Source organism: Haloferax sp. Atlit-6N (assembly GCF_003383195.1).
Classification (GTDB): Archaea; Halobacteriota; Halobacteria; order Halobacteriales; family Haloferacaceae; genus Haloferax; species Haloferax gibbonsii.
Genome location: NZ_QEQJ01000001.1, coordinates 1,685,262 through 1,708,394 on the forward strand (window position 1 = coordinate 1,685,262; position 23,133 = coordinate 1,708,394).

Here is a 23,133-nt window from a genome sequence, read left to right on the forward strand (position 1 = left end):
GGCGCTACTGCCGATGCCGGCCGGCCCTTTATATCGTGGTCCACCAAGTCGGCGACGCGACGCCGGCGGCCGTCACCCGAGCCGGTTCATCACGCGCGATTCGACCTTCCGGAGGTGTTCCGAGACGGTGCTCTGCGAGCAGCCGAGTTCGGCGGCGAGTTCCTCGACCGACACCCGACGCGGGATGTCGTAGTAGCCGCGCTCGACGGCGGCGTCGAGGACTTCGCGCTGGCGGGTGGTGAGGTCCGCGCGGACGCCGCCGCGGACCGGTTCGTAGTCCGAGAGGCCGTCCACGCAGAACGCGTCGGTGAGCGAGTCGGGCAGCGACGCGACCGCGCCCGAGAGCTGCGCGTGGCTCCCGAGGACGTTGACGACGACGCCCTCGCGGGTGAGCCGAATCGGCGTGTCGAGAAGCAGGTCGTGTTCGTCCACGAGTTCGAGGAGGCGGCGCACGTCGTCGTCGGGGACGAGATGAACGTGGCAGACGACGCCGCCGTCGGCCGTCTCGCCCGCGTCGAAATCGACGATATCGGGGTGGTCGGCCAGCCGCGCCTCGATGTCCGGCGGCGCGTCTTCGAGGACGCAGAGTTCGACCACGGTTCCGTCGGGCCGGAGCCGCAGGTCGCGAAGCTCCCCGCGCGGGTGTCGGCCGTCGACCGCGAACACGTCGTACGGGCTCCCGAACGGGTTCTCGTCGGCGTCGAAGTGGGCCCGGAGACACTTCATGCGTTACATCCTCCCTCGCGCCGCCGAGGTATGCAAGTTACTCTCCGACGCGGACTGTCCCGTTTCCCCGCGCTCTCCTCCGGACCGGCCGCCGCTCCCCGACCGCAACCACGGGCAACGCTTGCCGTAACTGACGGTTATTCCTCTGTCGAAGATTATGCACCTCATACATGAATCGAGGCTTCCGCACGCTCGGCCTCCACGCCGGACAGGACCCGGACCCGGCGACAGGGGCCCGCGCCCCGCCGCTCTATCAGACCACGTCGTACGTCTTCGACGACGCGGACCACGCCGCGGACCTGTACGCCCTCGAAGCCGACGGCGACGTCTACTCCCGCATCTCCAACCCGACGACCCGCATCCTCGAACGCCGCCTCGCCGCCCTCGAATCGGGCGTCGACGCGGTCGCCACCGCCTCCGGGATGGGCGCGCTCGACGCGCTCACGACCGTCCTCGCGTCGGTCGGCGACAACGTCGTCCTCTCGGAGGACATGTACGGCGGCACGGCCTCGTACTTCTCGAAGACCGCCGTCAGGCGCGGCGTCGAATCTCGGACCGTCGAGACGCTCGACGTGGACGCCTACGAGGACGCCATCGACGAGGACACCGCCTTCGTCCACGTCGAGACGGTGGCGAACCCCTCGCTGAAGACGCCGGACTTCGAGGCCATCGCCGAGGTCGCCCACGAGAACCGCGTCCCGCTCGTCGTTGACAACACGTTCGCCACGCCCGCGCTCTGTCGCCCCATCGAACACGGCGCGGACATCGTCTGGGAGTCGACGACGAAGTGGCTCCACGGCTCCGGCACGACCGTCGGCGGCGTCGTCGTCGACGGCGGCACCTTCCCGTGGGACGCGGCCGACTACGACGAGCTCTCCGGCGAGAACCCCGCCTTCGGCGTCGATTTCGTCGAGCGGTTCGGCGAGCGCGCCTTCGCCGAGGCCGTCCGCCAGCGCGCCGTCCGGAGCACCGGTAGTTGCCAGTCGCCGTTCGACGCCTGGCAGACGCTTCAGGGCGTCGAGACGCTCGCGCTCCGGATGCGCGCCCACTGCGAGAACGCCCGGCAGGTCGCCGAGTTCCTCCGCGACCGCGACGGCGTCGCGTGGGTCACCTACCCCGGCTTCGAGGACCACGAGACCCACGACCTCGCCTCGGAGTACCTGCAGGGCGGCTACGCCGGCATGGTCACCTTCGGCCTCGACGGCGCGGACGACGAGGCGGCCTACGGAGCCGCCAAGACCGTCTGCGAGTCGGTCGACCTCGTGAGCTTCCTCGCCAACATCGGCGACGCGAAGACGCTTCTCATCCACCCCGCGTCGACCACGCACGCCCAGCTCTCGATGGACGAACAGCGCGCCGCGGGCGTCGCGCCCGACATGCTCCGACTGTCGGTCGGCATCGAGGACGCCGCCGACATCATCGCCGACCTCGACCAGGCAATCGAACACGCCCTGCGTCAGCAGGCCGACGGGGGGTCGGAGGAGCCATGAGCCGCACGCGAACCACGCCCGGTCGCCGGGTCGAATCCGACGTGGTCGACATCGGCGAACACGAGTTCGAGTCGGGCGAGATACTGCCCGACCTGCAGGTCGCCTACGAGGCCTACGGCGAGTTCGACGGGCAGAACGCGGTCCTCGTCTGTCACGGTCTCACCGGGAGCCAGCACGTCGCCGGCCACGGCACCGAGTCGGGCGTCTCCGGGCAGGCCCGCGCGTGGTGGGGCGACATCGTCGGACCGGGCAAGGCGCTCGACACCAACGACTACTACGTCATCTGCGTGAACGTCCCGGGGTCGTGTTACGGCACGAGCGGTCCGGCGAGCGAGGGTCCCGACGGCGAGCCGTGGGGCACGGACTTCCCGCCGGTCACCGTCCACGACTGGACCCGCGCCCAGCGCCGCCTGCTCGACCACCTCGGCGTCGGCCGCCTCCACGCCGTCGTCGGCGGCTCCGTCGGCGGCATGAACGCCCTCGACTGGGCCGTGCAGTTCCCCGACGACGTGGAGCGCCTCGCCGTCGTCGCCTCGGCGGCCCGCCTCGATTCGCAGTGCCTCGGCATCGACGCCGTCGCCCGCCGCGCCATCACCTCGGACCCGAACTGGAACGGCGGCGACTACTACGGCGAGGACCGCGCCTCGCCCGACGCGGGCCTCGGACTCGCCCGCCAACTCGGCCACCTGATGTACCTCTCGAAGGACTCGATGGAGCGCAAGTTCGGCCGGCGCTCCGCGGGCCGCGGCGACCGCGGCGACGCCTTCCCGTCGGACCCCGCGGCCGCGTTCTTCCCGTACCGCGAGGTCGAGTCCTACCTCGACTACCAGGCCGAGAAGTTCGCCGAGCGCTTCGACGCCAACTCGTACCTGTACCTCACGCGCGCCATGGACGACTTCGACCTCTCGGAGGGTTACGAGTCCGACGCGGCCGCCCTCGCCGCCTTCGAGGGCGAGTCGCTCCTCGTCTCCTTCACCGGCGACTGGCACTTCACGACCGAGCAGTCGGAGTCGCTGGCGGGCGCGTTCCGCCGCGTCGACGCGCCGGTCGCCCACCACGTCGTCGAGTCCGACCACGGCCACGACGCCTTCCTCGTCGAACCCGAGAAGGTCGGGCCGCCGCTCGGCGACTTCGTCGACGAGGGCGTCGCGGGCCGCGCCGTGACCGACACCGCGACCGACGGCGGCGAACCCGACGAGGAGAAGGACTTCGCACCGGTTCACTCCTCTTTGTTCTCGCGCTGACGGTCCGGCCGTCGTCCCGCCTGCTGCCCGGCAGTCTTCCTCTTTCGCGTCGGTCCCGCGTCGCAGAAGCCGGCGGGAATTGCGACCGACACCCCGCTTTACCCCCGTTCGATTCGACGTTCGGGTATGAGCGACGACAGTCCGGGCTTCCACACTCGGAGTCTCCACGCCGGACAGAGCCCCGATTCCGCGACGGGCGCGCGCGCCCCGCCGCTGTACCAGACCACCTCGTACGTCTTCGAGGACGCCGCCGACGCCGCCGCGCAGTTCGCCCTCGAAAAGCCGGGACACATCTACTCGCGGCTGATGAACCCGACCGTCGGGATGCTGCAGGAGCGCCTCGCGTCGCTCGAAGGCGGCGTGGGCGCGGTCGCGACCTCGTCCGGGATGGCCGCGTTCGACCTCGCGACCTTCCTGCTCGCCTCTGCCGGCGACAACATCGTCTCCGCGTCGTCGCTGTACGGCGGGACCTACACCTACCTCACCCACACCGTCGAGCGCCGCGGCGTCACGACCCGGTTCGTGGACACGCTCGACGTTGACGCCTACGAGGAAGCCATCGACGACGACACCGCGTTCGTCCACCTCGAGACCATCGGCAACCCGGCGCTCGTGACGCCGGACATCGAGGCCATCGCCGAGGTCGCCCACGACCACGGGACGCCGCTGTTCGTGGACAACACGTTCGCCACGCCGTACCTCTGTAACCCCATCGAGCACGGCGCGGACCTCGTCTGGCAGTCCACGACGAAGTGGATTCACGGGGCCGGAACGACCATCGGCGGCATCCTCATCGACGGCGGCACCTTCCCGTGGGACGAGTACGCCGACGACTACCCCGAAATCGCGAAGCCGAACCCGGCGTACCACGGCGTCAACTTCGACGAGACGTTCGGCCCCGCCGGCTTCACCTACGCCGGTATCGCCCGCGGCCTGCGCGACCTCGGCAACTCCCAGTCGCCGTTCGACGCGTGGCAGACGCTCGAAAAGCTCGAATCGCTCCCGCTTCGGATGCGCGCGCACTGCGAGAACGCGCAGGCTGTCGCGGAGTTCCTCGACGACCACGAGAAGGTGTCGTGGGTGAACTACCCCGGCCTCGAATCCCACGAGACCCACGAGGAGGCCTCGAAGTACCTCGACGGCGGCTACGGCGGCATGATTACCTTCGGCCTCACCGACGGCTACGAGGCGGCCAAGGGCACCGTCAACAACGTCGAACTCGCGTCGCTCCTTGCCAACGTCGGCGACGCGAAGACGCTCGTCATCCACCCGTCGTCCACCACCCACCAGCAGCTCACGGAAGACGAACAGGCCGCCGCGGGCGTCACGCCCGACATGGTCCGCCTGTCGGTCGGCATCGAGGACGTCGACGACATCATCGACGACCTCGACCAGGCGATTCGCGCCGCGTCGAACTGAACTGAGGGCGCTCCCCTCGGGCGAGTCGTTTCCGGCCGCCGCGTCGGCGGACTGGCCGACCACCGACCGCCGTTCCTTTTATTCCCGCGCCAGTAGGTACCTCCGTGGTAGAAGCACTCCTCTTCGTCGGTCTCCTGGTGGCAGTGTTCGTCGGGTTCAACATCGGCGGCTCGTCCACGGGGGTCGCCTTCGGTCCCGCGGTCGGGAGCGGTGTGCTCGGCAAACTCGCCGCAGCGGCCCTGATGACGGGGTTCGCGCTCCTCGGCGGGTGGACGCTCGGGAGGGAGGTCGTCGCCAAGATGGGCGGCGAAATCGTCCCGCAAAGCGAGTTCACCCTCGCGGCGAGCGTCGCCGTCCTCTTTTTCGTCGGCCTCGCGCTGTTGGTCTCTAACACCTTCGGCGTCCCCGCCTCCACGTCGATGACGGCGGTCGGGGCCATCGCGGGCCTCGGCCTCGCCAACGGGTCGCTCGACTCCGGCGTGATGCTCGAAATCATCTCGTGGTGGATCGTCGCGCCCGTCATCGCCTTCTGGATCTGCGCGGTCATCGGGCGGTACATCTACCCGTATCTCGACGCGTGGCTCAAACTCGACCAGAGCCCCGGTGCCCTCGTCAGGCTCGACCGCGACGGCGGCGTTCCGCGACCGCGACTCGGGCCGAACACGACGTACCGCGAGTTCGGAAGCACCGTCCTCGTCGTCGTCGTCGCCTGTTACATGGCGTTCTCCGCGGGCGCGTCGAACGTCGCCAACGCGGTCGCCCCGCTCGTCGGCAACGGCGCGCTCGAGATGAACACGGGCATCCTCGTCGCCGGCGGCGCCATCGGTCTCGGCGCGTTCACCATCGCCCGTCGGACGCTCGACACCGTCGGCAACGACCTCACGCAGTTGCCCATCCTCGCGGCGCTCATCGTCGAGACGGTGAGCGCGTCGCTCATCTCCTTCCTGTCGGCCATCGGTATCCCCGCCAGCCTCGCCGTGAGCGCGACGATGTGCATCGTCGGCCTCGGCTGGGGACGGGCGACCCGAACCGTCACTCTCGGCGAGGCCCTGAGCGGCGGCGAGGCCCCGCAGGTATCGGTCAACGCACTCACCGTCGAGCGCGAGGACGAGGTGCCGAAGATGGGCGAGGAAGCGCCCGACGAACTCTCCGCGCAGGACCTGTTCGACCCCGGCACGACCGGGCGAGTCATCTTCTTCTGGATGCTCACGCCCTCGCTTTCGGCCCTCGCGTCGTACGCGCTGTTCTCCGCTGGCGTTATCTGAAGCGTTCAATCGCCGCGTCCGTCAATCCGGAACTATCACGGTCAACAATGTAACAAACGGGCGGCCGCCGCCGCGGCGCGGGTCGAATTCGGCGCACGGAACAGCAAAGTCTAATGGGGTGGCCTTCGAATCCTCTGTCGATGCCCACGGTAACCTACCTCAACTACGAAGTTCTCGACGACAACGGCTGGGACCTCGACGACGACGACCTCTTCGAGCAGGCCGCGGACGCCGGTCTCGACGCCGAAGACTACGGTGAGATGGAAGTCAACCAGGGCGAGTACATCCTGGAAGCCGCCGAGGCCCAGGGCTACGACTGGCCCTTCAGCTGCCGCGCAGGTGCCTGTGCGAACTGTGCGTCCATCCTGAAGGAGGGCGAAATCGAGATGGACATGCAGCAGATTCTCTCCGACGAGGAGGTCAACGACAAGAACGTCCGTCTCACCTGCATCGGTTCGCCGGTCGAGGACGAGGTCAAGATCGTCTACAACGCGAAGCACCTCGACTACCTGCAGAACCGCGTCATCTAAGGCGCTATCCCGAACATTTCTTTCGACGCGTCGCACCCGTGACCGACGGGTACGCCGTTTCCGCCCCCGTCCGAGCCGAGAGGCCGACAGCGATTTGTCCCGCCGACCGGTCGCTCCACCCGTGTCGAGAGTCACGACCGTCGTCCGCGAACTCCGCCCCGACGATTCGCTCCCGAGCGAAGCGACCGAACTCGGTCGACTCGGGCTCTTTCTCGCCTGTCTCACGGTGGCGAGCGCGGCCAGCTACTGGGTCGCGCTCAGGCTCCGCGGCGTCCCGATAGTCGGCACGCTCGCGTCGCCGAACGTCGCCGGCCTCGCGGTTCCGACGCTGGTCTACGCGCGCCATCGCGGCGTCTCGCTCTCGTTCGGGCTTCCCGGGCGCTCCCGACTCGCCGACGCGGCGGCGACGGTTCTCGCTCCCGCGCTCGCCGTCGTCGCGACGAGCGTTCTCTTCGCGGCCGGGTTCGACGCCTCGCTCGCCGCGCTCCTCGGGTGGACGTACCACCCGGAAGCGTCGGTCGCGACGGCGGCGGTTCGGACCGCCGAAGACGCGGCACTCGCCGGCCTCGGGTTCGGGATTCTCGTCGCGGCGGTGTTCGACCTCGTCTCGTCGCGGGTCGGACTCTCGTCCGCGCGCGCCGTCGCTGCGACGGCCGCGCTCGCGACGTTCTTTCGTTCGGTGCTCCGCGACGCCGCCTTCACGCTCGTCGTCTTCCCGAAACCCTGGCGGGTCGGCGTCGTCTCACTTCTCCTCGTCGCCGCCGTCTGCGGCTGTGTCGCGGTCGGCGTGACGTATCGAAGCGCGGTCGAGCGGTCGATTCGACCCCTCTCGCGCCCGACGCTCGCTCCCGCGTTCGCCTTCGGACTGCTCGCCGTGGCCGCGCTCGGAACCGTCTTCGCCGACGTTCCCGGCAGCGTCGAACACGCCCTGTGGGCGCTCGCGTTCGGCGTGGCCGCCCTCGGCTTCGGCCGCTCGAAGTCGGCGTGGGTTCCCGCGGCCGCGATGGCACTGTTCTCGCTTTCGATTCGGCTCGTCGGCTTCGTCGAACTCGCGTTGTTCTGACCCGCCGCCGGGGTCGGTTTCAGGATTGATACCCGTCCCGAACACCTAACTCCCCTGCCCCCAGTCTGCGGGTATGTTCGGTATCGGAACGCTCCCCGACCTCCTGCGGTTGGTGGTGCTCCCCGTCCTCGCGTGGACCGCGGTACGCGACGTCCGCACGCGGCGCGTCCCCAACGTCGTCTGGTATCCGCTCGCGGCGCTGGGGCTCGTCCTGCTCGCGTGGGAACTCCTCGGCCACCTGCCGCCGGAGACGGTGCTCGACCGGCTGTACCTGATTCGCGTCGGCGTGAGCGTCTGTTTCGTCGTCCCGCTTTCGTACCTGTTCTGGCGGCTCGGCGGCTTCGGCGGCGCGGACGCGAAGGCGCTCATGGTGTTCGCCGTCCTGCTCCCGACGTTCCCCAGTTACGTCGTCGCCGGGACGGAGTTTCCGCTCGCCGCCACCCGCCTCGGCGTCTTCTCGATGACGATTCTCACGAACACGGTCATCGTCGGCCTCGCCTACCCGCTGTTCCTCGCCGCCAGGAACCTCGCCGACGGCGAATTCGAGTTCCCCATCTCGTTCGTCGGCCGCCGCGTCTCCGTGGGGTCGCTCTCGGCGGCCCACGGCCGCCTGTTCGAGTCGCCCGAGGGAATCACGCGGAACGGACTGGACCTCGACGCGCTCCGGATGTACCTCCGCTGGCGCGGCCTCACGCTCGCGGACCTGCGTTCGGACCCGGACGCCCTCCGCGACCCCGACAGCATCGGCGAGACGTTCGACCCGACGGACGGCGCGGTCCACCGCGCGGCAACCGACGGCGGCACGTCGCCCGACCTCGACGACGAGGATGCGGTAGACGGCGATACGGACGCCGGCGCTGGAGGCGACACCGCCGCAGCCGACCCGGACGCGTCGTTCGACGACCCGTGGGGCGCGGCCCGCTTCCTCGACAGCATCGAGGGCACCGCCTACGGCACCTCGCCCGAGAAACTCCGCGGCGGACTGGAACTCGTGACGACTCGCGAGTCGGTGTGGATTTCGCCGGGCATCCCGTTTCTCGTTCCCATGTTCGTCGGTCTCGTCGTTGCGTTCGTCTACGGCGACATCCTCTTCGGCGTCCTCGGCGCGCTCGGTATCGTCTGAGCACGCGGGGGAGAGTCGGGCGTCGTTTCCACGCGGCGACGCACAAGAGATAACCCCGGCCACCGCGTGACCCGAATCATGACCGTCGATGTCGACTTCGGCGAGGACGGCCTCGTCCCCGCCGTGGCGCAGGACGCCGACTCCGGAGAGGTGCTCATGCTGGCGTACGTCTCGCCCGAGGCGCTCGACCGAACCGTCGAGACGGGCCGGGCGCACTACTACTCGCGGAGCCGCGACGAACTCTGGGAGAAAGGGGCTTCGAGCGGCCACACACAGGAGATTCGGGAGGTCCGCGTCGACTGCGACGCCGACACCCTGCTGTACCTCGTCGACCAGAACGTCGGCGCGTGCCACACCGGCCACCGGTCGTGTTTCTACCGCACCGTCGAGGGCGAGAACGTCGGCGAGCGCGTCTTCGACCCCGACGCGGTCTACGACGACGAGTGACCGATGCGAGCCGAGCGATGACGGGCGCGACCGCTCCGCCGACCGTCGCCACGACCGCGACCGACGGGTCGACCGACCGATGACCGCGGTCGCCGGCCGATGCTGAACGTCAATCCGGTTTCCGTGGTCGCCATCGTCGTGGGGCTGGGCTGTTTCGCCCTCGGCGGCCGGCTGCTCAAGAGCGCCGCGGCCGCCCGTCGGGTCGCCCGCTCCGACGACCCGGAGTTCGTCCTCGACCCGACCCGCGAGGACCCGCCGGACGACGAACTCGGCGGCGACGACCTCGAACGCGGCTTCATGCTGTTGGTGTTCGGCGCGCTGGCGCTCCTGTTCGCGGCGATTAGCCTGTGAGCGGCGCGCGAAAAGAGACTCCTTCTCCCCGGTGCTATCGCCGAGTTACAGCGTCGCGACCGCGGTTCGAAGCGCGTCGGCGGCGTCCTCGGCGAGTTCGGTCGCGCGTTCCTCGGAGCGACCCTCGGCGTAGACGCGGACTTTCGGCTCGGTTCCCGAGGGGCGGACGAGCACCCACGCGTCGCCGTAGTCGAGGCGGTAGCCGTCGGTCGTGTTCGGCGTCGCGTCGGCGGATTCCGCGTAGTCGGCGGCGGCGTTGAGCATCGCCGTCAACTCGGCTTCCTCGTCGTATTCGAGGTTGATGCGGACGTTGTAGTAGTCCTCGTAGGGCGCGACGAGTTCGCTCGGCGGGCGCTCGGCGACGAGTTCGAGGAACTTCGCCGCGATGTACGCGCCGTCGCGGACGAGGCGGTAGTTGGGGTAGAACACTCCCCCGTTACCCTCGCCCGCGATGGGGACGTTCCGACCCTCGCGCCAGAGTTCGCGGATGCGGGTGATGAGGTTCGTCGCGCCGATGGGCGTGAGTTCGAGGTCGGCTCCGACCTCCTCGCAGACGTCGACGAGGCGCTGGGAGACGTTCACCGCGGAGACGGTCGCGTCGCCCGGTTCGAGGGCGGCGGCCGCGAGGGCGGCCAGCGACGCCTCGCCGGAGATGCACTCGCCGCGCTCGTTCACGAAGACGGCCCGGTCGGCGTCGCCGTCGTGGGCGATTCCCACGTCGGCGTCGGTCGCGCGGACGAGTCGTTCGAGGTCGCTGAGGTTCTCGGGGACCGGCTCGGACTGGCGGCCGGGGAAGTGGCCGTCTGGCTGGGCGTTGACGGTGCGGACCTCGCAGCCGAGTTCGCGGAGGAAGTCGGGCGTGACGAGCGACCCGGCGCCGTGGCCGGGGTCGAGCGCGACCGTGAGGTTCGCGTCGGCGATTTTCTCGCGGTCGACGCTGGCGAGGAGGTCCTCGCGGTAGTCGTCGTTCGCCGTCTCGACGCGCCGGGTCTTCCCGACGGCGTCCCACTCGGCCACGTCGAACTCCTCGGCGAGGATGTGGTCTTCGATGCGCTCTAACTCCTCGACGGCGAGTTCGACGCCGTCGTCGCCGACGAGTTTGACGCCGTTGAACTCCGGGGGGTTGTGCGAGGCCGTGATGACGACGCCCGGAACGCCCTGGTTCTCGCAGTACCGGACCGCGGCGGGGGTGGGGACGACGCCGAGGTCGTCCACGTCGACGCCGACGCTCGCCAGCCCGGACTCGGCGGCGTTGACGAACATCTCACCCGTCGTTCGGGTGTCGCGTGCGATGGCGACCCGGTCTGCGTTCCAGACCGTGCCGGCGGCCTTGGCGACGCGGAGGACGAACTCCGGTGTGAGGCTCTCACCCACCACGCCGCGGGTGCCGCTGGAACCGAAGAGTTTCATTGAGTGTGTGTGCACCCCGGCGCGACAAAGCCGTTCCGAACTGGTGGCTCGCTCGGTCCGTTCGTCGCCCGATTCGCGTCGCCCACTTCGGGGTGTCGCACCCGGGTCGTCGTATTCGGTATCTCGGTCGCCGTATCCGGTGCGTTTACGCACGTCGCTCGCCCACGGTGGCGTATGTTCCCGGAGTTCGAAGTCGTCCCCGCGGTCGACATGCAAGACGGCGAGGTCGTCCAGCTCGTACAGGGCGAACGCGGCACCGAGAAGACCTACGGCGACCCGGTCGAGGCCGCCCGCCGCTGGGTCGACGCCGGCGCGGAGACGCTCCACCTCGTCGACCTCGACGGCGCGTTCGAGGGCGAGCGGAAGAACGCCCCGGCGGTCGACGCCGTCCTCGACGCGGTCGACGTGCCGCTCCAACTCGGCGGCGGCATCCGCACCGCCGACGACGCCCGCGACCTGCTGGACCGCGGCGTCGACCGCGTCATCCTCGGCACCGCGGCCGTCGAGAACCCCGACATCGTCGCCGAACTCGCCGACGACTACCCCGACGGCGTGATGGTCAGCCTCGACGCGAAAGACGGCGAGGTCGTCGTCTCCGGCTGGACCGAGGGAACCGGCCTGGACCCCGCCGAGGCGGCCGCCCGGTACGAGGAACTCGGCGCGGCGGCCATCCTCTTCACCGACGTGGACGTCGAGGGACAGCTCGAAGGCGTCCACCTCGAGACGACCTCGGCGGTCGTCGACGCGGTCGACATCCCCGTCGTCGCCTCCGGCGGCGTCGCCTCGCTCGACGACGTCCGCGCGCTCCGCGAGGCGGGCGCGGCGGCGACCGTCGTCGGCACCGCGCTCTACGAGGGGCGGTTCACGCTCGAAGAGGCGATGGAGGCGTAGTCGCCGACGAGACGCGCCGCACCGAGGCGCTATCCGTCCAGATACGCGATAACGGCCGCGGCGAGGCTCTCGACGGTCCCGTAGACGCCGACGGCGACGAACAGCGCGCCGATAATCGCGGTCTCGGGACGCGAGGTCGCGAGGAACGGCCCCGAGAGGACGAGCATACTGACAGTCACCACGTCGCGTTTCGGGCTGGCGGTCGCTCCGCGCCGCATCAGTCGCTCGCCTCCGGACGACTCGATTCCAGTCGCATCGGTCGGTTATCGCCCACTCAGGACGCCTCCGCCGAGTACCGCCGCGCCGACCGCGAGCGTCACCAGTGCGACGCCGAGCGCGACAGCCACCCCGGACCGGGCGGTGAGCAGGAGTCCCCCGACGCAGATGGTGTAGCCCACCACCAGCGCTCCCTTTCGCTGCATACCCCACGGTACACGTCCGAAACCATGAACGTCCGTCAGACGCGCGTCTGACGCTGCGGCGGGCTGCGGTCGCCTCCGCACGACGAGAATCCCTATATGCGCGGCCCGCTTCGAACGCGACATGAGCGACGCCGACCGACGCGCGGCCGTCTCCCGCGAGACGTCCGAGACGACCATCGACGTGACGCTGTCCATCGACGGCGACGGCGACGCGGTCGTCGACACCGGTATCGGGTTCTTCGACCACATGCTGGAGGCCTTCGCCAAACACGGCCTGTTCGACCTGACCGTCCAGTGCGACGGCGACCTCCACATCGACGACCACCACACCGTCGAGGACGTGGCCATCGTCCTCGGCGAGGCGTTCACCGAGGCGCTCGGCGACAAGCGCGGCATCGTCCGCTACGCCGACCGCAAGGTCCCGCTCGACGAGGCCGTCGCCTCCGTCGTCGTGGACGTGTCGGGCCGCCCCTTCTTCGAGTTCTCCGGGGAGTTCTCACAGCCCTACGTCGGCGAGTTCACCAGCCACATGGCCGAACACTTCGCGATGTCGCTGTCGATGAACGCCGGACTCACGCTCCACGCGGGCGTCGAGGGCGACAACGCCCACCACGAGGTCGAGGCGCTGTTCAAGGCGCTCGCGCGCTCGCTCGACGACGCGACCCGCGTGGACCCGCGGCGCTCCGACACGCCGAGTACCAAAGGAAAACTGTAGTCGCCAGTCCGCCCCGTTCTCCCCGACCTCCCGCACTCGACTCTCAGGGTCGCCGGAGCGTCCCCGAGTCGTCGACGAGCAGACCGCGTTCGACCGCGTAGTCGAAGATATCGGCGACCTCGTCGTCCTCGAGGTCGTACGCGCCGGACGCCAGCGCCTCGACTTCCGCCCGCTCGACGGGGAACTCGCGGTTCTGGAGGATGCGAATGACCTTTCGGAACTTCGGCGGCTCCTCGCTCCGGTCGGGCGACCCGCCGCTGGTTTCAGTCTCATCGTCGGCGTCCGACTCGGCCTCCCCGTCGGTCGCTTCGGCTTCGTCGGCGGTCTCGTCGGTCTCCCGGGCGGCACCGTCGGACTCCTCGGTTTCGGTCTCGGTTTCGGTGTCGCCGTCGTCGTCCGCGTCGTCTCCCGAGACCCCGTGGTCGTCGGCCTCGTCGGTCGAGTCGTGATCGGCCGGCTCCGGCGGCGTCGGCGCGGGGTCGACCGCGTTCACGTCGACCGAGGCGGCCTCGCCGCCCGACCCGCTCGCGGTCCGCTCCGGTGCCGCGGACGCGCCCGTCTCGGCCCGCGCGTCGTCGGGTACGTCGACGCCGGCGTCGACGCCGAGTCGGGAGAGAAGCGGCGCGATGACCTCGCTCAGCGTCTCCTCGCAGTGTTCGCAGAGGACGACGCGGCGCTGGTCGTCGGCCGGCGTCAACTCCGGCGGCAGTACCTCGAACACGCCGACGGCGTCGGTCCCACAGAAATCACAGGTGCGTAGCTCGCGCATGCACGACGGGTATCCGCGCCGACGGTTAAACCCACTCCCCGGCCGCGGCGTCGGTCGCCTGCCCGCGGCGTCGTCCACCCGACGCCCGCGCGACGCCTCCAGTCAGCCGCCGTCGGCGACGTACCACTTAATGCACCCGCCCGCAAATCCCCCGACCAACGAATGTTCGACGAGATTATGGAGAAGTTCGAGGGCAGCCCGAGCCAGCAGGCCGTCATCCGGCTCCTCTTGGAGCGGGGCTTTTCCGTCAACGACCAGGGACGGGTCGTTTCGGGCGGCATCGAGATACCGAACACCGGCATCGCCCGCGAGGCCGACGTGGACAGGCGAGTCGTCGACTCGACCACCGACGCCATCCTCGCCGACGAGGAGCTTCGGCGAATCTTCCAGAACATCTCGTCGATTCCGAGTCTGATGGACCTCGCGCCGGTGCTCAACCTCTCCGTGCTCACCGTCGAGGTGGCCGACGCCGACGAGCCCGGCATCGTCGCCACCGTCACCTCGAAGCTCGCCGACGCGGGCATCTCGATTCGCCAGACGATAAGCGAGGACCCCGAGTTCACCGACGACCCGAAGCTCTACATCATCACCGACGAGCCGATTCCCGGCGACCTGCTCAACGACCTGTCGAACCTCGAATTCGTCCGCCGCATCATCATCGCCTGAGCCGCCCCGTCGGCTCGCGAATGTTCTGTCAACGCAGCAATAAGATTCTTGTAACTTCACGTGGTAGCTGTTCGCATGGTGTCCATGCGCAGTTGCATGTGCTGTGGTGAGCCGATTTCCGAGACGCGCCACCTCTGCGGCGTCTGCATCCAAAACGGGTGTACGTCGTACGCGGACGCCTGCGGACAGTAGCAGTCGCGCGTCGTCTCCCGCCCGAACACCCGTCGCCCTCGGCCGGCCCTCGCCGACCCCATGCCGTCCGGGCCGGGCCGACGACGCCCCGGTGCGAACGCTTTTCCACGCCGCGACGCCAACTCGGTGGCATGACCGACGCCTATCGAACCGTCGCCGGCCGGGCCGACGCCCGCTTCGAGGTCAACGGCTCGGAGTTCATCGGCTACGTCTCCCCCGCGGAGACGGTCGAGGAGGCGGAGGCGTTCGTCGCCGAAATCGAGGAGCGCCACCCCGACGCCACCCACAACGTCCCCGCCTACCGGGTGCCCGCCGGGTCGGCCTCGTCGTCGGTTCCCGGCGGGGGGAACGTCATGCTCCGCGAGTACCAGAGCGACGACGGCGAGCCGAGCGGCTCGTCGGGAAAACCGGCGCTCAACGTTCTCGTCCAGCAGGACGTGCGCAACGTCGCCGCCGTCGTGACGCGCTACTACGGCGGCACCAACCTCGGCGTCGGCGGCCTCGCCCGCGCGTACTCCCGGGCCGTCAAGGAGGCGCTCGACGCGGCGGGCGTCGTCGAGGAGATTCCCCACGAGCGGTTCACCGCGACCGTCGAGTACGACGATTCGGGGAGCGTCCGCGGGCTCCTAGAGAGCGCGGGCGTCGAGTTCGAAGCCGCCTACGAGGCCGACGTGTCGTTCGAGGTCCGCGTTCCCGTCGAGGACGGGGCGGACCTCCGCGACCGCATCAGAAGCGCGACCAGCGGCCGCGCGGACATCGAGTAGCGCGGTCGCGGGCTTCTTTTCGGTTCAGTTGGTCGGTTCTACCTGTTCCGGCGGCGTCGGTGCGGCCCGCTCGCGCGTCTCGCGGCGGTTCTTCACGGCGAGCGCGCCGAACAGCACCCCACCGACCGCGCGCATGGCGAGGTCGACGGCGACCGTGTCCGGGACGGTCCCGACGAGTCCGAGGAAGCTCCCGAGGTCGAACGCGGCGTTCAACAGGAGCATCGGGGCCATGAGCAGGAACGCCGAGAGGGCGAACAGGGCCCGTTCGGTCTGCGATACGCGGCCGTAGAGGTAGCCGATGACGGTCGCGCCGAGTCCGATGACCCCGATGAAGACGCCCGCGACCGGGATGACCACCTCGGGAACGAAGTAGCCGACCTCGGCCACGTCGGCGAACGTGATGACCGCCGCGGACTCGCCCCGTCCGCGGAGGAGCAGGATGCCCGGGGTGAGGGCGAAGGCGAACGGTACGATGGCCTTGTTGAGCGACAGCGAGAACGCCTTCGTCCCGGTCCGGAACGGATTGGACCGGGCGATGCCCGAGGCGGCGTACGCCGCGACCGCCACCGGCGGTGTGATGTCCGCTATCACCCCGAAGTAGAGGATGAACAGGTGGGCCGCGAGCAGCGGGATGTCGGAGGACTGCGCGATAGCCGGCCCGAGCAGCGAGACGAGGATGATGTACGTCACCGTCGTCGGCATGCCCATGCCGAGGATGATGGAGGCGATGGCGGTGAAAAGCAACAGGAGGACGATAGAGCCGCCGGCGACCGCCTTGATGAGCGCGGTCAGGTTCGGGCCGAGGCCGGTCGCGCTGACGACGCCGGGGATGATGCCCGCGGCGGCGACGGCGACGACGACCTCGGTCGAGGTGCGCGCGCCGGAGTCCATCGACTTCCCGATGAACGTCACGTAGCGGAAGACGTTCAGGTCGGACAGCGACGGCCGCGAGACGGCGTTGGCGACGTTGTCGGCCGCCTCGTCGACCGCGTCGTCGAACTCCAACAGCGGCGAGTCGAGCGCCGGTCGGACGAGCATCACGACGAGGCTGACGAAGATGGCGATGATGCCGAGGTCGCCCGCGGCGGCGAAGAGCGCGGCGGTCGCGCCGAGCGGCTCGCCGCTTCCACCCGTGACCGCGTCGATGACGCCGACGCCGGTGGTGACGTACGACCCGAGTTGCGCGACGAACGCCGCCGCGATAGCGCCCAAGAGAGGCACGCGGGTCCGCTCGCTGTACGCCGCGACGACGGACAGGAGCGCCATGATGGCGATGAGCGTGAACCACGCCGAGCGCGCGACCGTCAGGCGCTCGACCAGCAGGTAGTACATGAGCAACACGAGCGGGATGAGGTAGAACCACCCGCGGACGAGGTGCTTTCCGAGGTCGACGACCTCGGAGCGGTCGAGGCCGCCGATGCCGGCCCGCGTCGCTTCGAGGTGGACCATCACCCACACGCCGAAGAAGAACACCACGGCGGGGATGGCCGCCGCGATGATGATGTCGGAGAAGGGGACGCCGATGAACTCGATCATGAGGAACGCCGCCGCGCCCATCACCGGCGGGAGAATCTGCCCGCCGGAGGACGCGGAGGCCTCGACGGCCCCGGCGAACTCGGAGCGGTAGCCGGAGCGCTTCATCAGCGGGATGGTGAACGCGCCGGTCGTCACCGTGTTGGCGATGGAAGAGCCCGAAATGGTCCCCATGAAGCCGGACGCGAGGATGGACGCCTTCGCCGGGCCGCCCTTGCGGGTCCCGGTCGCGGCGTACGCGAGGTCGATGAACCACTGGCCGGCCCCCGACATCTCCAGGAACGCCCCGAACAGGATGAAGATGTAGATGAACTGCACGGAGACGGTGACCGGGATGCCGAAGACGCCGTTTTCGGTGTTGTACCAGAGGTTCTGGATGATGTTCGCCCACGACCCCTCGGGGATGGAGAGGACGCCGACCAGCGGCATCGACGGCGAGATGAGGTAGCCGAACCTCGCGTAGACGATGAACGAGGCGACGATGACCATCAGGTAGAACCCGAGCGAGCGGCGGGTCGCCTCCAGGACGAGGAGGACGCCGACCGCGCCGAGGAAGAACGGGTAGGACACGTCCGCGAAGGGGAGGACGCCGATGGCCGCGACGACCGCGTCGGCGAGGAAGCCGAGCGGGCCGAGCGTCTCGGACAGCGAGACGAACGGCGCGCCGAGGTACTCGGCGACCGTCCGGCCGGCTTCGAGGCCGAACACGCGGAGCCGCTGAATCTCGGACCACTCGAACACCATGTAGGCCGCCGTGGCGACGGCGAACACGATAAACAGCAGGTCGAGCGGCGTCACGCGCTCGCGCTCCGGGTCGATCGCGAGCCATCGGACGAACCGGCGGATTCCCGCGGCACCGCGGGTGACCGGGTGGTCCTCACCGAGGTTCGACGCGAGGGTCGGAACGACGCGACTGAGTGCCGCGGCGAACCGACCGTGGCCGGTCGTCGCCGGGAAGAGGACGAACGCCAGCACGAGCGCGAAGGCGACGTGAATCGAGTTCACCTGCAGGAGTTGGAGCGAACCGAGCGACACCTCGCCGACGAGCGGTATCGTCGCGGCGAACTCGAAGCCGCGGGCGGCCAGCCACGACTGGAAGACGGAAAAGGAGATGGCGACGAGCGACGTGAGAATCGCCGCCCACCCCGAGAGCGTCCGCTTCCGGTCGATGCCCTCCAGCATCTCCTGTGCCTCTTCTTCGGATAGTTCTTCGTCGGTACTCGCTGCCTCGCGGTCGTCGTCAGCGGGCGACTCGCCGCCGTCGGTTCGAATCGGCGGGTCGGCCGCCAGCGCGTCGGTCTCCGGGACGGACCGGGAGGCGTCTTCGTCGTCGGGGTCGTCGGGTCGACCCTCGTCGTGTGTTCGGTTCATCGTTGGTCAGTGGAGGGCGGCGTCGAGGACGGAGCGGTGCGTGACGTACAGGCGGACCGAGCGCGCGTCGGAGAGCGCCACGAGGTCGTAGGTCCGGTCACCGACGTGTAGCTTGTGGCCGGCGATGCGGCCGGGCTTGACGTACAGGTCCTCGTAGCTCCCCTCGGGGTCGAAGACGAACGAGCCGTTTTCGGTCGTCACGTTCGCCCGAGCGGGCAGCCCCGCGCCGTAGGATTTGAACTCCATCTTGGTCATGACGAGTTCGCCGTCCTGAACCGCGTAGGCGTCGAGGACGCGCGTCTTCTCGACGCTGTGGGTGTATTCGAGCGCGACGGTCGTGTTCTCTTCGACCGGCATCGTCTGTAGTCGCTCGCCGGTCTCGGCGTCTTCGACGACGAGCACCTGTCCGGCCGGAACGGCGGCGCTCCCGCCGACGGCGACCGCCAGCACCGCGACTACGACGAGGAGACGTGTGGGAGTCGAATCAAGCATCGAAAGATGGGTAGGAAACCGCTGTTCGAAAGCGAAGCGAAGCGCCCGGGCTCAGCCGAAGTAGGCCTGCGCGCCGGGGTGGAGCTCGATGGACATGCCGTCCTGCGCGCTCTCCTTGGAGATGAAGTCCGTCTTGATGGTGAGTTCGTCGACGTTCTCGAAGATGGCGCTGGTGACCGATTCGACGGTCGATTCGGGCTGTTCGGCGTTGGTCGCAATCATCGCCTGAACGGAGACGGTCGGAGCGGGGTTCTCCAGTCCGTAGGTGCCCGACGGAACCTCGTCGTCGGCGTAGAACGGCGCGGCGTCCTTGACGGCCGTGCGGTTCTCGCCCTCGATGGGGACGATGCGCACGTCCTCGGTCGCGGCGAGTTCCTCGATAGCGCCGACCGGCCAGCCGCCGACGACGAACGCGGCGTCGATGTCGCCGTTCTTCAGCTGGTCGGAGGCCTGCGAGAAGCCGGTGTTCTGCTCGCTGTAGTCCGAGATGCCGAGGGCTTCGAGAATCTGGGTCGCGTTGACCTGCGTCCCGGAGCCGAGGTCGCCGGTGTTGATGGTCGCACCGGAGAGGTCGGACGGCGTCTCGATGCCCGTGTCGGCGAGCGTGACGACGTGAATCGTCTCGGGGTAGAGCGTGGCGACGCCGCGGAGGTTCTCGACGGGGCTACCCTGGAACGCCTCGATGCCCTCGCCGTTGCGGGCGAAGTAGGCGACGTCGTTCTGAATCAGCGCGAAGTCCGCGTCGCCGCGGGCGAGGCTGCCGACGTTCTCGACGGACGCGCCGGTGGACTGCACCTGAATCGTGAAGTCGGTCTGTCCCTCGATGACGGACTTGAACTCGTTCGAGAGGGGGTAGTACGTGCCGCCCGTCCCGCCGGCGTGCCACGAGAGTCGGCTCTCGGTGCCGCCGTTACCGCCGGATTCGGTCGTCGTCTCCTCGGCGGTGGTGGTATCTTCGCCACCGGATTCGGTCGTCGTCGTCGTCTCTTCGCCGCCGCCACCGGAACAGCCGGCGAGGCCGGCCAGACCGACGGCACCTGTCGCAGCGATAAACTGTCGGCGGTCAAGCTTCCGAGTCATACATCACTATTCGTCACGATACGTATTTATGGCTGTTCATGTCAACGGCCAACATATCTCTATTTACACACTAATTGTAGTAAATTCTTATCAATGTTAGAATATTAATTCGCCAACGATACACATACCTGAACCCGCCCTTCTGGAGAGAAATACAATCCTCCGCGGTTCTGATTTCACTTCGACCCGCGTGCCCACCGCTGTCGGTTTCTCGTTTCTCTGTTCCGTCCGACTCCGGAGTTCGCGGCGGACTTCGACCCGAAACGAAGGGGTTCGGCGAGTTGGGTGCCGACCCCGATGCACCCCGTGCAAACGTCTCTCACAGTAGTCTACGGGGGTACGGTTCGGGACGTTCGACTCGAACTACAGTCGGCCGCCGGCGGGCGACTTTCGACCCGAAAAGAGGGGGTTCGGACGGCGTTCAGGGGAGTGCGCTCGCGCCCGCGGTCGTCAGTCGACGATTATCTCGGAGTCCGTCGAGTCGTCCGACGACTGCTTGGGCGACATCTGTTCTTCGTACCGGGTTATCCAGTCGGCGAAACAGGTCGGACAGAGTCGCTGGTCGTCCACGGTCGAGCCGTCGACCTGCAACTGGACCGCGCGGGCGAGGGCGTCTTCGACCGCCCGCCCGCAGCCGTCGCACGGGTCGCTCATCGTCGGGTTCCTCCGGTGGCGCGAGGTTCGTCCATGCGTCGGAGGTGCGCGGGCGGTAACTTAGTCGTTACCCGAATTCGGGTCGGCGGCCGGGACGTCCCGCCCGCGAGCCGCGGTGCGAGGAGACCGAGCTACGTCGTGCGGAACGCCCGGTCGCCGGCGTCGCCCAGCCCGGGGACGATGTAGCCGTCGTCGTCGAGGTAGTCGTCGATGGAGACCGTCAGCAGGTCGACCTCGGGGAACTCGCTGTCGACGCGGAGCAGACCGTCGGGCGCGGAGACGGCAGAGAGGACGAACAGCTTCTCGGGGTCGACGCCCGCGTTCTCGAGGATGTGGTCGAGGACCGAGCACATCGTCGAACCGGTCGCGAGCATCGGGTCGGCCACGATGACCGTGTCTTTCTCCGTGATTTCGGGGAGCTTCACGTAGTCGATGGTGATGGGGAAGCCGCCGTCGTCGTCCATCCCCGCCTCCTCGTCGCGGCCGGCGGAGATGACTCCCTGCTTCGCCCGCGGGAACGCCTTGAGCAGTCCCTCCACGAACGGCGTCGCGGCGCGGAGCACGTTGATGATGACGACGTTGTCGAGCCCTTTCACGTGCTCGCCGGTCGTCTCGGCCAGCGGGGTCTGGATGGTGACGTACTCGGTCTCCATCGCGCCGTCGATTATCTCGTAGCCACAGATGCGGCCGAGTTTGACGAGGCCTTTCCGGAAGGCGACCTGCGTCGTCTCCACGTCCCGGAGGCGCGAGAGCGTGTCCTTCGCCAGCGCGTGCGTGATGAGGTACGCGTCGTCTCGGTCTTCGATGGGCATCTTACTGAGAAGGCGGTTTCCCGAAGGACATAAATGCGGCTATCGGCCGCCAGCGGTGCCCTGCGGGTAGTTCACGCGTAGAATGGTTCGGCGGCGCATCCCGCGGTTTCAGTTCGTCACGAGGTACGTGACGGCCGTGAGCACGAGCGCCGCGGACGCGACGTTGACGACCGAGAAGGCCGCGAGGTCGAGGTACGACAGGCCGTAGACGACGACCGCCGCGAACGCCGTCGAGAGGACGAGGTTCATGACGAACAGCACCCGCGGGTCGCCCTCGCCCCACTCTATCTCGTCGGCTCCGCGCCCCTCGTCGTCGCTCCCGGCCCCTTCGGCTTCGCCGCTCATCGCCCGCCCTCCGAGGCCGCGCCCGTGGTCGGCACCGACTCGCGCTCCCGGGTCGGCTCCGCGAGCGCGACTTCCTCGCCGGGGTCGGTCGGGAAGTCGCCGGCGTCCGCGGACGCGCCGGGGTCGAGCAGGTGGGCGTCGAGCGCGGCCGCGAGCGCGTCTTCGTCCATCCCGCGGCCGATGAACACCAGTTCGGTCCGCCTGTCGCCGTGGTCGTCGTGCCAGTCGAGTTCGGGGTGATTGCGGCGGTAGGTGTCCTGTTCGAACTCGGGGCGCGAGGCGACCCACGGGCCGGCGGCGGCGACGTACGCCGACGGGCCGGCCTGACTGTAGGTGAAGTGTACGTCCTCGGCCCCGGCGACCCACAGCGAGCCTTTCGCCCGGACGACCGAGTCGGGGAGGTCACCGAGGACAGCGGCCGCACCCTCGGGGTCGAGCGGCGCCCGGCGGCGGTAGACGAACGAGGTGACGCCGTAGGTCGCTTCCGCGTGTGTGGTGTCGTCGTGGTCGTGGTCGCCGTAGCCGCCGTGGTCGTGGTCGCTGTGGTCGCTGTGGTCGTGGTCGCCGTGGCCGCCGTGGCCGTCTCGGTCGCTCTCGTCTCCTCCCGTATCATTTTCCAACGCCGCCCGCCAGCCGACGGGCGCGTCGGGGTCGTGGAGGTCAGAGAGGAGCAGGTCCGCGTCCACGTCGCCGCGGGTCGTCTCCACCACGGTCGCGCCGGGACGGAGCGCCTCGACCGCGTCGCGGACCGCGGCGAGTTCCGCGTCGGAGACGAGGTCGCGCTTGTTGAGGACGACGAGGTCGGCGCTCTCGACCTGCTCGACGAGGAGGTCCGAGAGGGGGCGCACCGAGCCGTCTCCCTCCTCGGCCACGGTCCGGTCGGGGTCGCCGTCGCCGAAGGTGTCCGCGAAGAGTCTGGCGTCGACGACCGTCGCGAGGCCGGCCACGTCGTAGCGGGCGGCCGCCCGCGAGGCGACGAACAGCCGGGCGACCGGGCCGGGCTCCGAGACGCCCGAGGCCTCGACGACGAGGTGGTCGAACGACCGCTCGCGCGCGAGGCGGACGACCGCGGTTTCGAGGTCGTCCTGTAGCTCGCAGCAGATACAGCCGTTCGAGAGTTCGGTCACGCCGTCGCCGACCGCGAGGTCGGACTCCTCGGCGACGAGTTCGGCGTCGACGTTCACGGAACCCATGTCGTTGACGAGCACGGCGATGTCCCGGTCGCCGGCGTGTGTCAACAGGTGGTTGAGAAGCGTCGTCTTGCCCGCCCCGAGGCTCCCGCCGAGCACCGTCACCGGAATCGTCTCCCCCGCGTTCATGGGCGGGCCTACCGGGGCCGCACATATGAAAGCGCAGGTA

25 protein-coding genes are annotated in these 23,133 nt (G+C 69.0%); 13 read left to right on the forward strand and 12 right to left on the reverse strand.

The annotated features are described in order from the left end of the window. Positions 1-72 precede the first annotated feature (72 nt). Positions 73-726, reverse strand: coding sequence for a helix-turn-helix domain-containing protein (locus tag DEQ92_RS08765; RefSeq protein WP_115804347.1), 654 nt, complete (start codon positions 724-726; stop codon positions 73-75). A gap of 170 nt (positions 727-896) precedes the next feature. On the opposite strand from DEQ92_RS08765, the gene DEQ92_RS08770 reads away from it, so the two are divergent. The 9 genes from DEQ92_RS08770 (at position 897) to DEQ92_RS08810 (ending at position 9,658) form a co-directional block, all read left to right on the forward strand. Next, complete coding sequence (locus tag DEQ92_RS08770; RefSeq protein WP_004974102.1) at positions 897-2,216, forward strand: O-acetylhomoserine aminocarboxypropyltransferase/cysteine synthase family protein; 1,320 nt, start codon at positions 897-899, stop codon at positions 2,214-2,216. After that, positions 2,213-3,460 (forward strand): homoserine O-acetyltransferase, encoded by a 1,248-nt coding sequence (gene metX, locus DEQ92_RS08775; protein WP_004974103.1) that lies wholly within the window; start codon positions 2,213-2,215, stop codon positions 3,458-3,460. The genes DEQ92_RS08770 and metX overlap by 4 nt, the downstream gene beginning before the upstream one ends. Before the next feature lie 126 nt (positions 3,461-3,586). Next, positions 3,587-4,879, forward strand: coding sequence for an O-acetylhomoserine aminocarboxypropyltransferase/cysteine synthase family protein (locus DEQ92_RS08780; RefSeq protein WP_004974105.1), 1,293 nt, complete (start codon positions 3,587-3,589; stop codon positions 4,877-4,879). Positions 4,880-5,022: 143 nt separating this feature from the next. Then, complete coding sequence (locus DEQ92_RS08785; protein ID WP_193493500.1) at positions 5,023-6,144, forward strand: inorganic phosphate transporter; 1,122 nt, start codon at positions 5,023-5,025, stop codon at positions 6,142-6,144. A 140-nt stretch (positions 6,145-6,284) separates the two neighbouring features. Further along, the gene (fer, locus tag DEQ92_RS08790) at positions 6,285-6,674 is read left to right on the forward strand and encodes a ferredoxin Fer (RefSeq protein WP_004974109.1); all 390 of its coding nucleotides are present in this window, start codon (positions 6,285-6,287) and stop codon (positions 6,672-6,674) included. Between the two features lie 121 nt (positions 6,675-6,795). Then, positions 6,796-7,737: a hypothetical protein gene (locus DEQ92_RS08795; RefSeq protein ID WP_115804346.1), complete on the forward strand. Its 942-nt coding sequence runs from the start codon at positions 6,796-6,798 to the stop codon at positions 7,735-7,737. Between the two features lie 73 nt (positions 7,738-7,810). Further along, complete coding sequence (locus tag DEQ92_RS08800) at positions 7,811-8,860, forward strand: A24 family peptidase (RefSeq protein ID WP_115804345.1); 1,050 nt, start codon at positions 7,811-7,813, stop codon at positions 8,858-8,860. A gap of 78 nt (positions 8,861-8,938) precedes the next feature. Continuing rightward, on the forward strand, positions 8,939-9,307 hold the full coding sequence (gene hisI / locus DEQ92_RS08805; RefSeq protein WP_004974115.1) for a phosphoribosyl-AMP cyclohydrolase: 369 nt from the start codon (positions 8,939-8,941) through the stop codon (positions 9,305-9,307). Positions 9,308-9,406: 99 nt separating this feature from the next. Then, a complete protein-coding gene (locus DEQ92_RS08810) occupies positions 9,407-9,658 on the forward strand; it encodes a hypothetical protein (RefSeq protein WP_004974117.1) in 252 nt (83 codons plus the stop codon). Between the two features lie 45 nt (positions 9,659-9,703). Here DEQ92_RS08810 and glmM read toward each other — a convergent pair whose 3' ends face one another. Beyond that, positions 9,704-11,068 (reverse strand): phosphoglucosamine mutase, encoded by a 1,365-nt coding sequence (gene glmM, locus DEQ92_RS08815; protein WP_004974119.1) that lies wholly within the window; start codon positions 11,066-11,068, stop codon positions 9,704-9,706. A 174-nt stretch (positions 11,069-11,242) separates the two neighbouring features. Here glmM and hisA point away from each other — a divergent pair, with 174 nt between their 5' ends. After that, positions 11,243-11,959: a 1-(5-phosphoribosyl)-5-[(5-phosphoribosylamino)methylideneamino]imidazole-4-carboxamide isomerase gene (gene hisA / locus DEQ92_RS08820; RefSeq protein WP_008090905.1), complete on the forward strand. Its 717-nt coding sequence runs from the start codon at positions 11,243-11,245 to the stop codon at positions 11,957-11,959. A gap of 29 nt (positions 11,960-11,988) precedes the next feature. Here the strand turns inward: hisA and DEQ92_RS08825 are convergent, their stop codons facing one another. Further along, entirely contained in the window at positions 11,989-12,177 is a 189-nt protein-coding gene (locus DEQ92_RS08825; RefSeq protein WP_115804344.1) for a hypothetical protein, read from the reverse strand. Positions 12,178-12,222: 45 nt separating this feature from the next. After that, positions 12,223-12,381 carry a hypothetical protein gene (locus tag DEQ92_RS24070; protein WP_231608289.1) on the reverse strand — a complete coding sequence of 53 codons (159 nt, stop codon included), beginning with the start codon at positions 12,379-12,381 and terminating at the stop codon, positions 12,223-12,225. 121 nt (positions 12,382-12,502) lie between these two features. Here DEQ92_RS24070 and hisB point away from each other — a divergent pair, with 121 nt between their 5' ends. After that, complete coding sequence (hisB, locus tag DEQ92_RS08835) at positions 12,503-13,096, forward strand: imidazoleglycerol-phosphate dehydratase HisB (RefSeq protein WP_004974124.1); 594 nt, start codon at positions 12,503-12,505, stop codon at positions 13,094-13,096. 43 nt (positions 13,097-13,139) lie between these two features. Here hisB and DEQ92_RS08840 read toward each other — a convergent pair whose 3' ends face one another. Next, a complete protein-coding gene (locus DEQ92_RS08840) occupies positions 13,140-13,865 on the reverse strand; it encodes a hypothetical protein (protein ID WP_115804343.1) in 726 nt (241 codons plus the stop codon). A 162-nt stretch (positions 13,866-14,027) separates the two neighbouring features. Here DEQ92_RS08840 and DEQ92_RS08845 point away from each other — a divergent pair, with 162 nt between their 5' ends. After that, the gene (locus DEQ92_RS08845; RefSeq protein ID WP_004974129.1) at positions 14,028-14,531 is read left to right on the forward strand and encodes an ACT domain-containing protein; all 504 of its coding nucleotides are present in this window, start codon (positions 14,028-14,030) and stop codon (positions 14,529-14,531) included. 323 nt (positions 14,532-14,854) lie between these two features. After that, positions 14,855-15,487, forward strand: a complete 633-nt coding sequence (locus tag DEQ92_RS08850) for a YigZ family protein (protein ID WP_004974131.1) — start codon at positions 14,855-14,857, stop codon at positions 15,485-15,487. 24 nt (positions 15,488-15,511) lie between these two features. On the opposite strand, the gene DEQ92_RS08855 is transcribed toward DEQ92_RS08850, so the two are convergent. From DEQ92_RS08855 to DEQ92_RS08885, 7 genes are all read right to left on the reverse strand, one after another. Then, complete coding sequence (locus DEQ92_RS08855) at positions 15,512-18,391, reverse strand: TRAP transporter fused permease subunit (protein ID WP_115820658.1); 2,880 nt, start codon at positions 18,389-18,391, stop codon at positions 15,512-15,514. Between the two features lie 6 nt (positions 18,392-18,397). Continuing rightward, complete coding sequence (locus DEQ92_RS08860; RefSeq protein WP_049905033.1) at positions 18,398-18,883, reverse strand: DUF1850 domain-containing protein; 486 nt, start codon at positions 18,881-18,883, stop codon at positions 18,398-18,400. A 51-nt stretch (positions 18,884-18,934) separates the two neighbouring features. Beyond that, positions 18,935-19,963 (reverse strand): TAXI family TRAP transporter solute-binding subunit, encoded by a 1,029-nt coding sequence (locus DEQ92_RS08865; protein ID WP_004974141.1) that lies wholly within the window; start codon positions 19,961-19,963, stop codon positions 18,935-18,937. A gap of 450 nt (positions 19,964-20,413) precedes the next feature. Then, entirely contained in the window at positions 20,414-20,617 is a 204-nt protein-coding gene (locus DEQ92_RS08870) for a hypothetical protein (RefSeq protein WP_004974143.1), read from the reverse strand. A gap of 131 nt (positions 20,618-20,748) precedes the next feature. After that, entirely contained in the window at positions 20,749-21,429 is a 681-nt protein-coding gene (gene upp / locus DEQ92_RS08875; protein WP_004974145.1) for a uracil phosphoribosyltransferase, read from the reverse strand. Positions 21,430-21,537: 108 nt separating this feature from the next. Continuing rightward, positions 21,538-21,774: a hypothetical protein gene (locus tag DEQ92_RS08880; RefSeq protein WP_004974147.1), complete on the reverse strand. Its 237-nt coding sequence runs from the start codon at positions 21,772-21,774 to the stop codon at positions 21,538-21,540. Continuing rightward, on the reverse strand, positions 21,771-23,093 hold the full coding sequence (locus DEQ92_RS08885; RefSeq protein WP_004974148.1) for a GTP-binding protein: 1,323 nt from the start codon (positions 23,091-23,093) through the stop codon (positions 21,771-21,773). Before DEQ92_RS08885 ends, DEQ92_RS08880 begins: the two co-directional genes overlap by 4 nt. Positions 23,094-23,133 lie beyond the last annotated feature (40 nt).

Coding starts and splice junctions, on each gene's coding strand:
- hisA (WP_008090905.1), top strand. CDS start 11,243: ATGTTCCCGGAGTTCGAAGTCGTCCCCGCGGTCGACATGCAAGACGGC.
- DEQ92_RS08770 (WP_004974102.1), top strand. CDS start 897: ATGAATCGAGGCTTCCGCACGCTCGGCCTCCACGCCGGACAGGACCCG.
- DEQ92_RS08850 (WP_004974131.1), top strand. CDS start 14,855: ATGACCGACGCCTATCGAACCGTCGCCGGCCGGGCCGACGCCCGCTTC.
- hisI (WP_004974115.1), top strand. CDS start 8,939: ATGACCGTCGATGTCGACTTCGGCGAGGACGGCCTCGTCCCCGCCGTG.
- DEQ92_RS08885 (WP_004974148.1), bottom strand. CDS start 23,093: ATGAACGCGGGGGAGACGATTCCGGTGACGGTGCTCGGCGGGAGCCTC.
- fer (WP_004974109.1), top strand. CDS start 6,285: ATGCCCACGGTAACCTACCTCAACTACGAAGTTCTCGACGACAACGGC.
- DEQ92_RS24070 (WP_231608289.1), bottom strand. CDS start 12,381: ATGCAGCGAAAGGGAGCGCTGGTGGTGGGCTACACCATCTGCGTCGGG.
- DEQ92_RS08840 (WP_115804343.1), bottom strand. CDS start 13,865: ATGCGCGAGCTACGCACCTGTGATTTCTGTGGGACCGACGCCGTCGGC.
- DEQ92_RS08825 (WP_115804344.1), bottom strand. CDS start 12,177: ATGCGGCGCGGAGCGACCGCCAGCCCGAAACGCGACGTGGTGACTGTC.
- DEQ92_RS08860 (WP_049905033.1), bottom strand. CDS start 18,883: ATGCTTGATTCGACTCCCACACGTCTCCTCGTCGTAGTCGCGGTGCTG.
- hisB (WP_004974124.1), top strand. CDS start 12,503: ATGAGCGACGCCGACCGACGCGCGGCCGTCTCCCGCGAGACGTCCGAG.
- upp (WP_004974145.1), bottom strand. CDS start 21,429: ATGCCCATCGAAGACCGAGACGACGCGTACCTCATCACGCACGCGCTG.
- DEQ92_RS08810 (WP_004974117.1), top strand. CDS start 9,407: ATGCTGAACGTCAATCCGGTTTCCGTGGTCGCCATCGTCGTGGGGCTG.
- DEQ92_RS08880 (WP_004974147.1), bottom strand. CDS start 21,774: ATGAGCGGCGAAGCCGAAGGGGCCGGGAGCGACGACGAGGGGCGCGGA.
- DEQ92_RS08780 (WP_004974105.1), top strand. CDS start 3,587: ATGAGCGACGACAGTCCGGGCTTCCACACTCGGAGTCTCCACGCCGGA.
- DEQ92_RS08855 (WP_115820658.1), bottom strand. CDS start 18,391: ATGAACCGAACACACGACGAGGGTCGACCCGACGACCCCGACGACGAA.
- metX (WP_004974103.1), top strand. CDS start 2,213: ATGAGCCGCACGCGAACCACGCCCGGTCGCCGGGTCGAATCCGACGTG.
- DEQ92_RS08800 (WP_115804345.1), top strand. CDS start 7,811: ATGTTCGGTATCGGAACGCTCCCCGACCTCCTGCGGTTGGTGGTGCTC.
- DEQ92_RS08765 (WP_115804347.1), bottom strand. CDS start 726: ATGAAGTGTCTCCGGGCCCACTTCGACGCCGACGAGAACCCGTTCGGG.
- DEQ92_RS08845 (WP_004974129.1), top strand. CDS start 14,028: ATGTTCGACGAGATTATGGAGAAGTTCGAGGGCAGCCCGAGCCAGCAG.
- DEQ92_RS08865 (WP_004974141.1), bottom strand. CDS start 19,963: ATGACTCGGAAGCTTGACCGCCGACAGTTTATCGCTGCGACAGGTGCC.
- glmM (WP_004974119.1), bottom strand. CDS start 11,068: ATGAAACTCTTCGGTTCCAGCGGCACCCGCGGCGTGGTGGGTGAGAGC.
- DEQ92_RS08870 (WP_004974143.1), bottom strand. CDS start 20,617: ATGAGCGACCCGTGCGACGGCTGCGGGCGGGCGGTCGAAGACGCCCTC.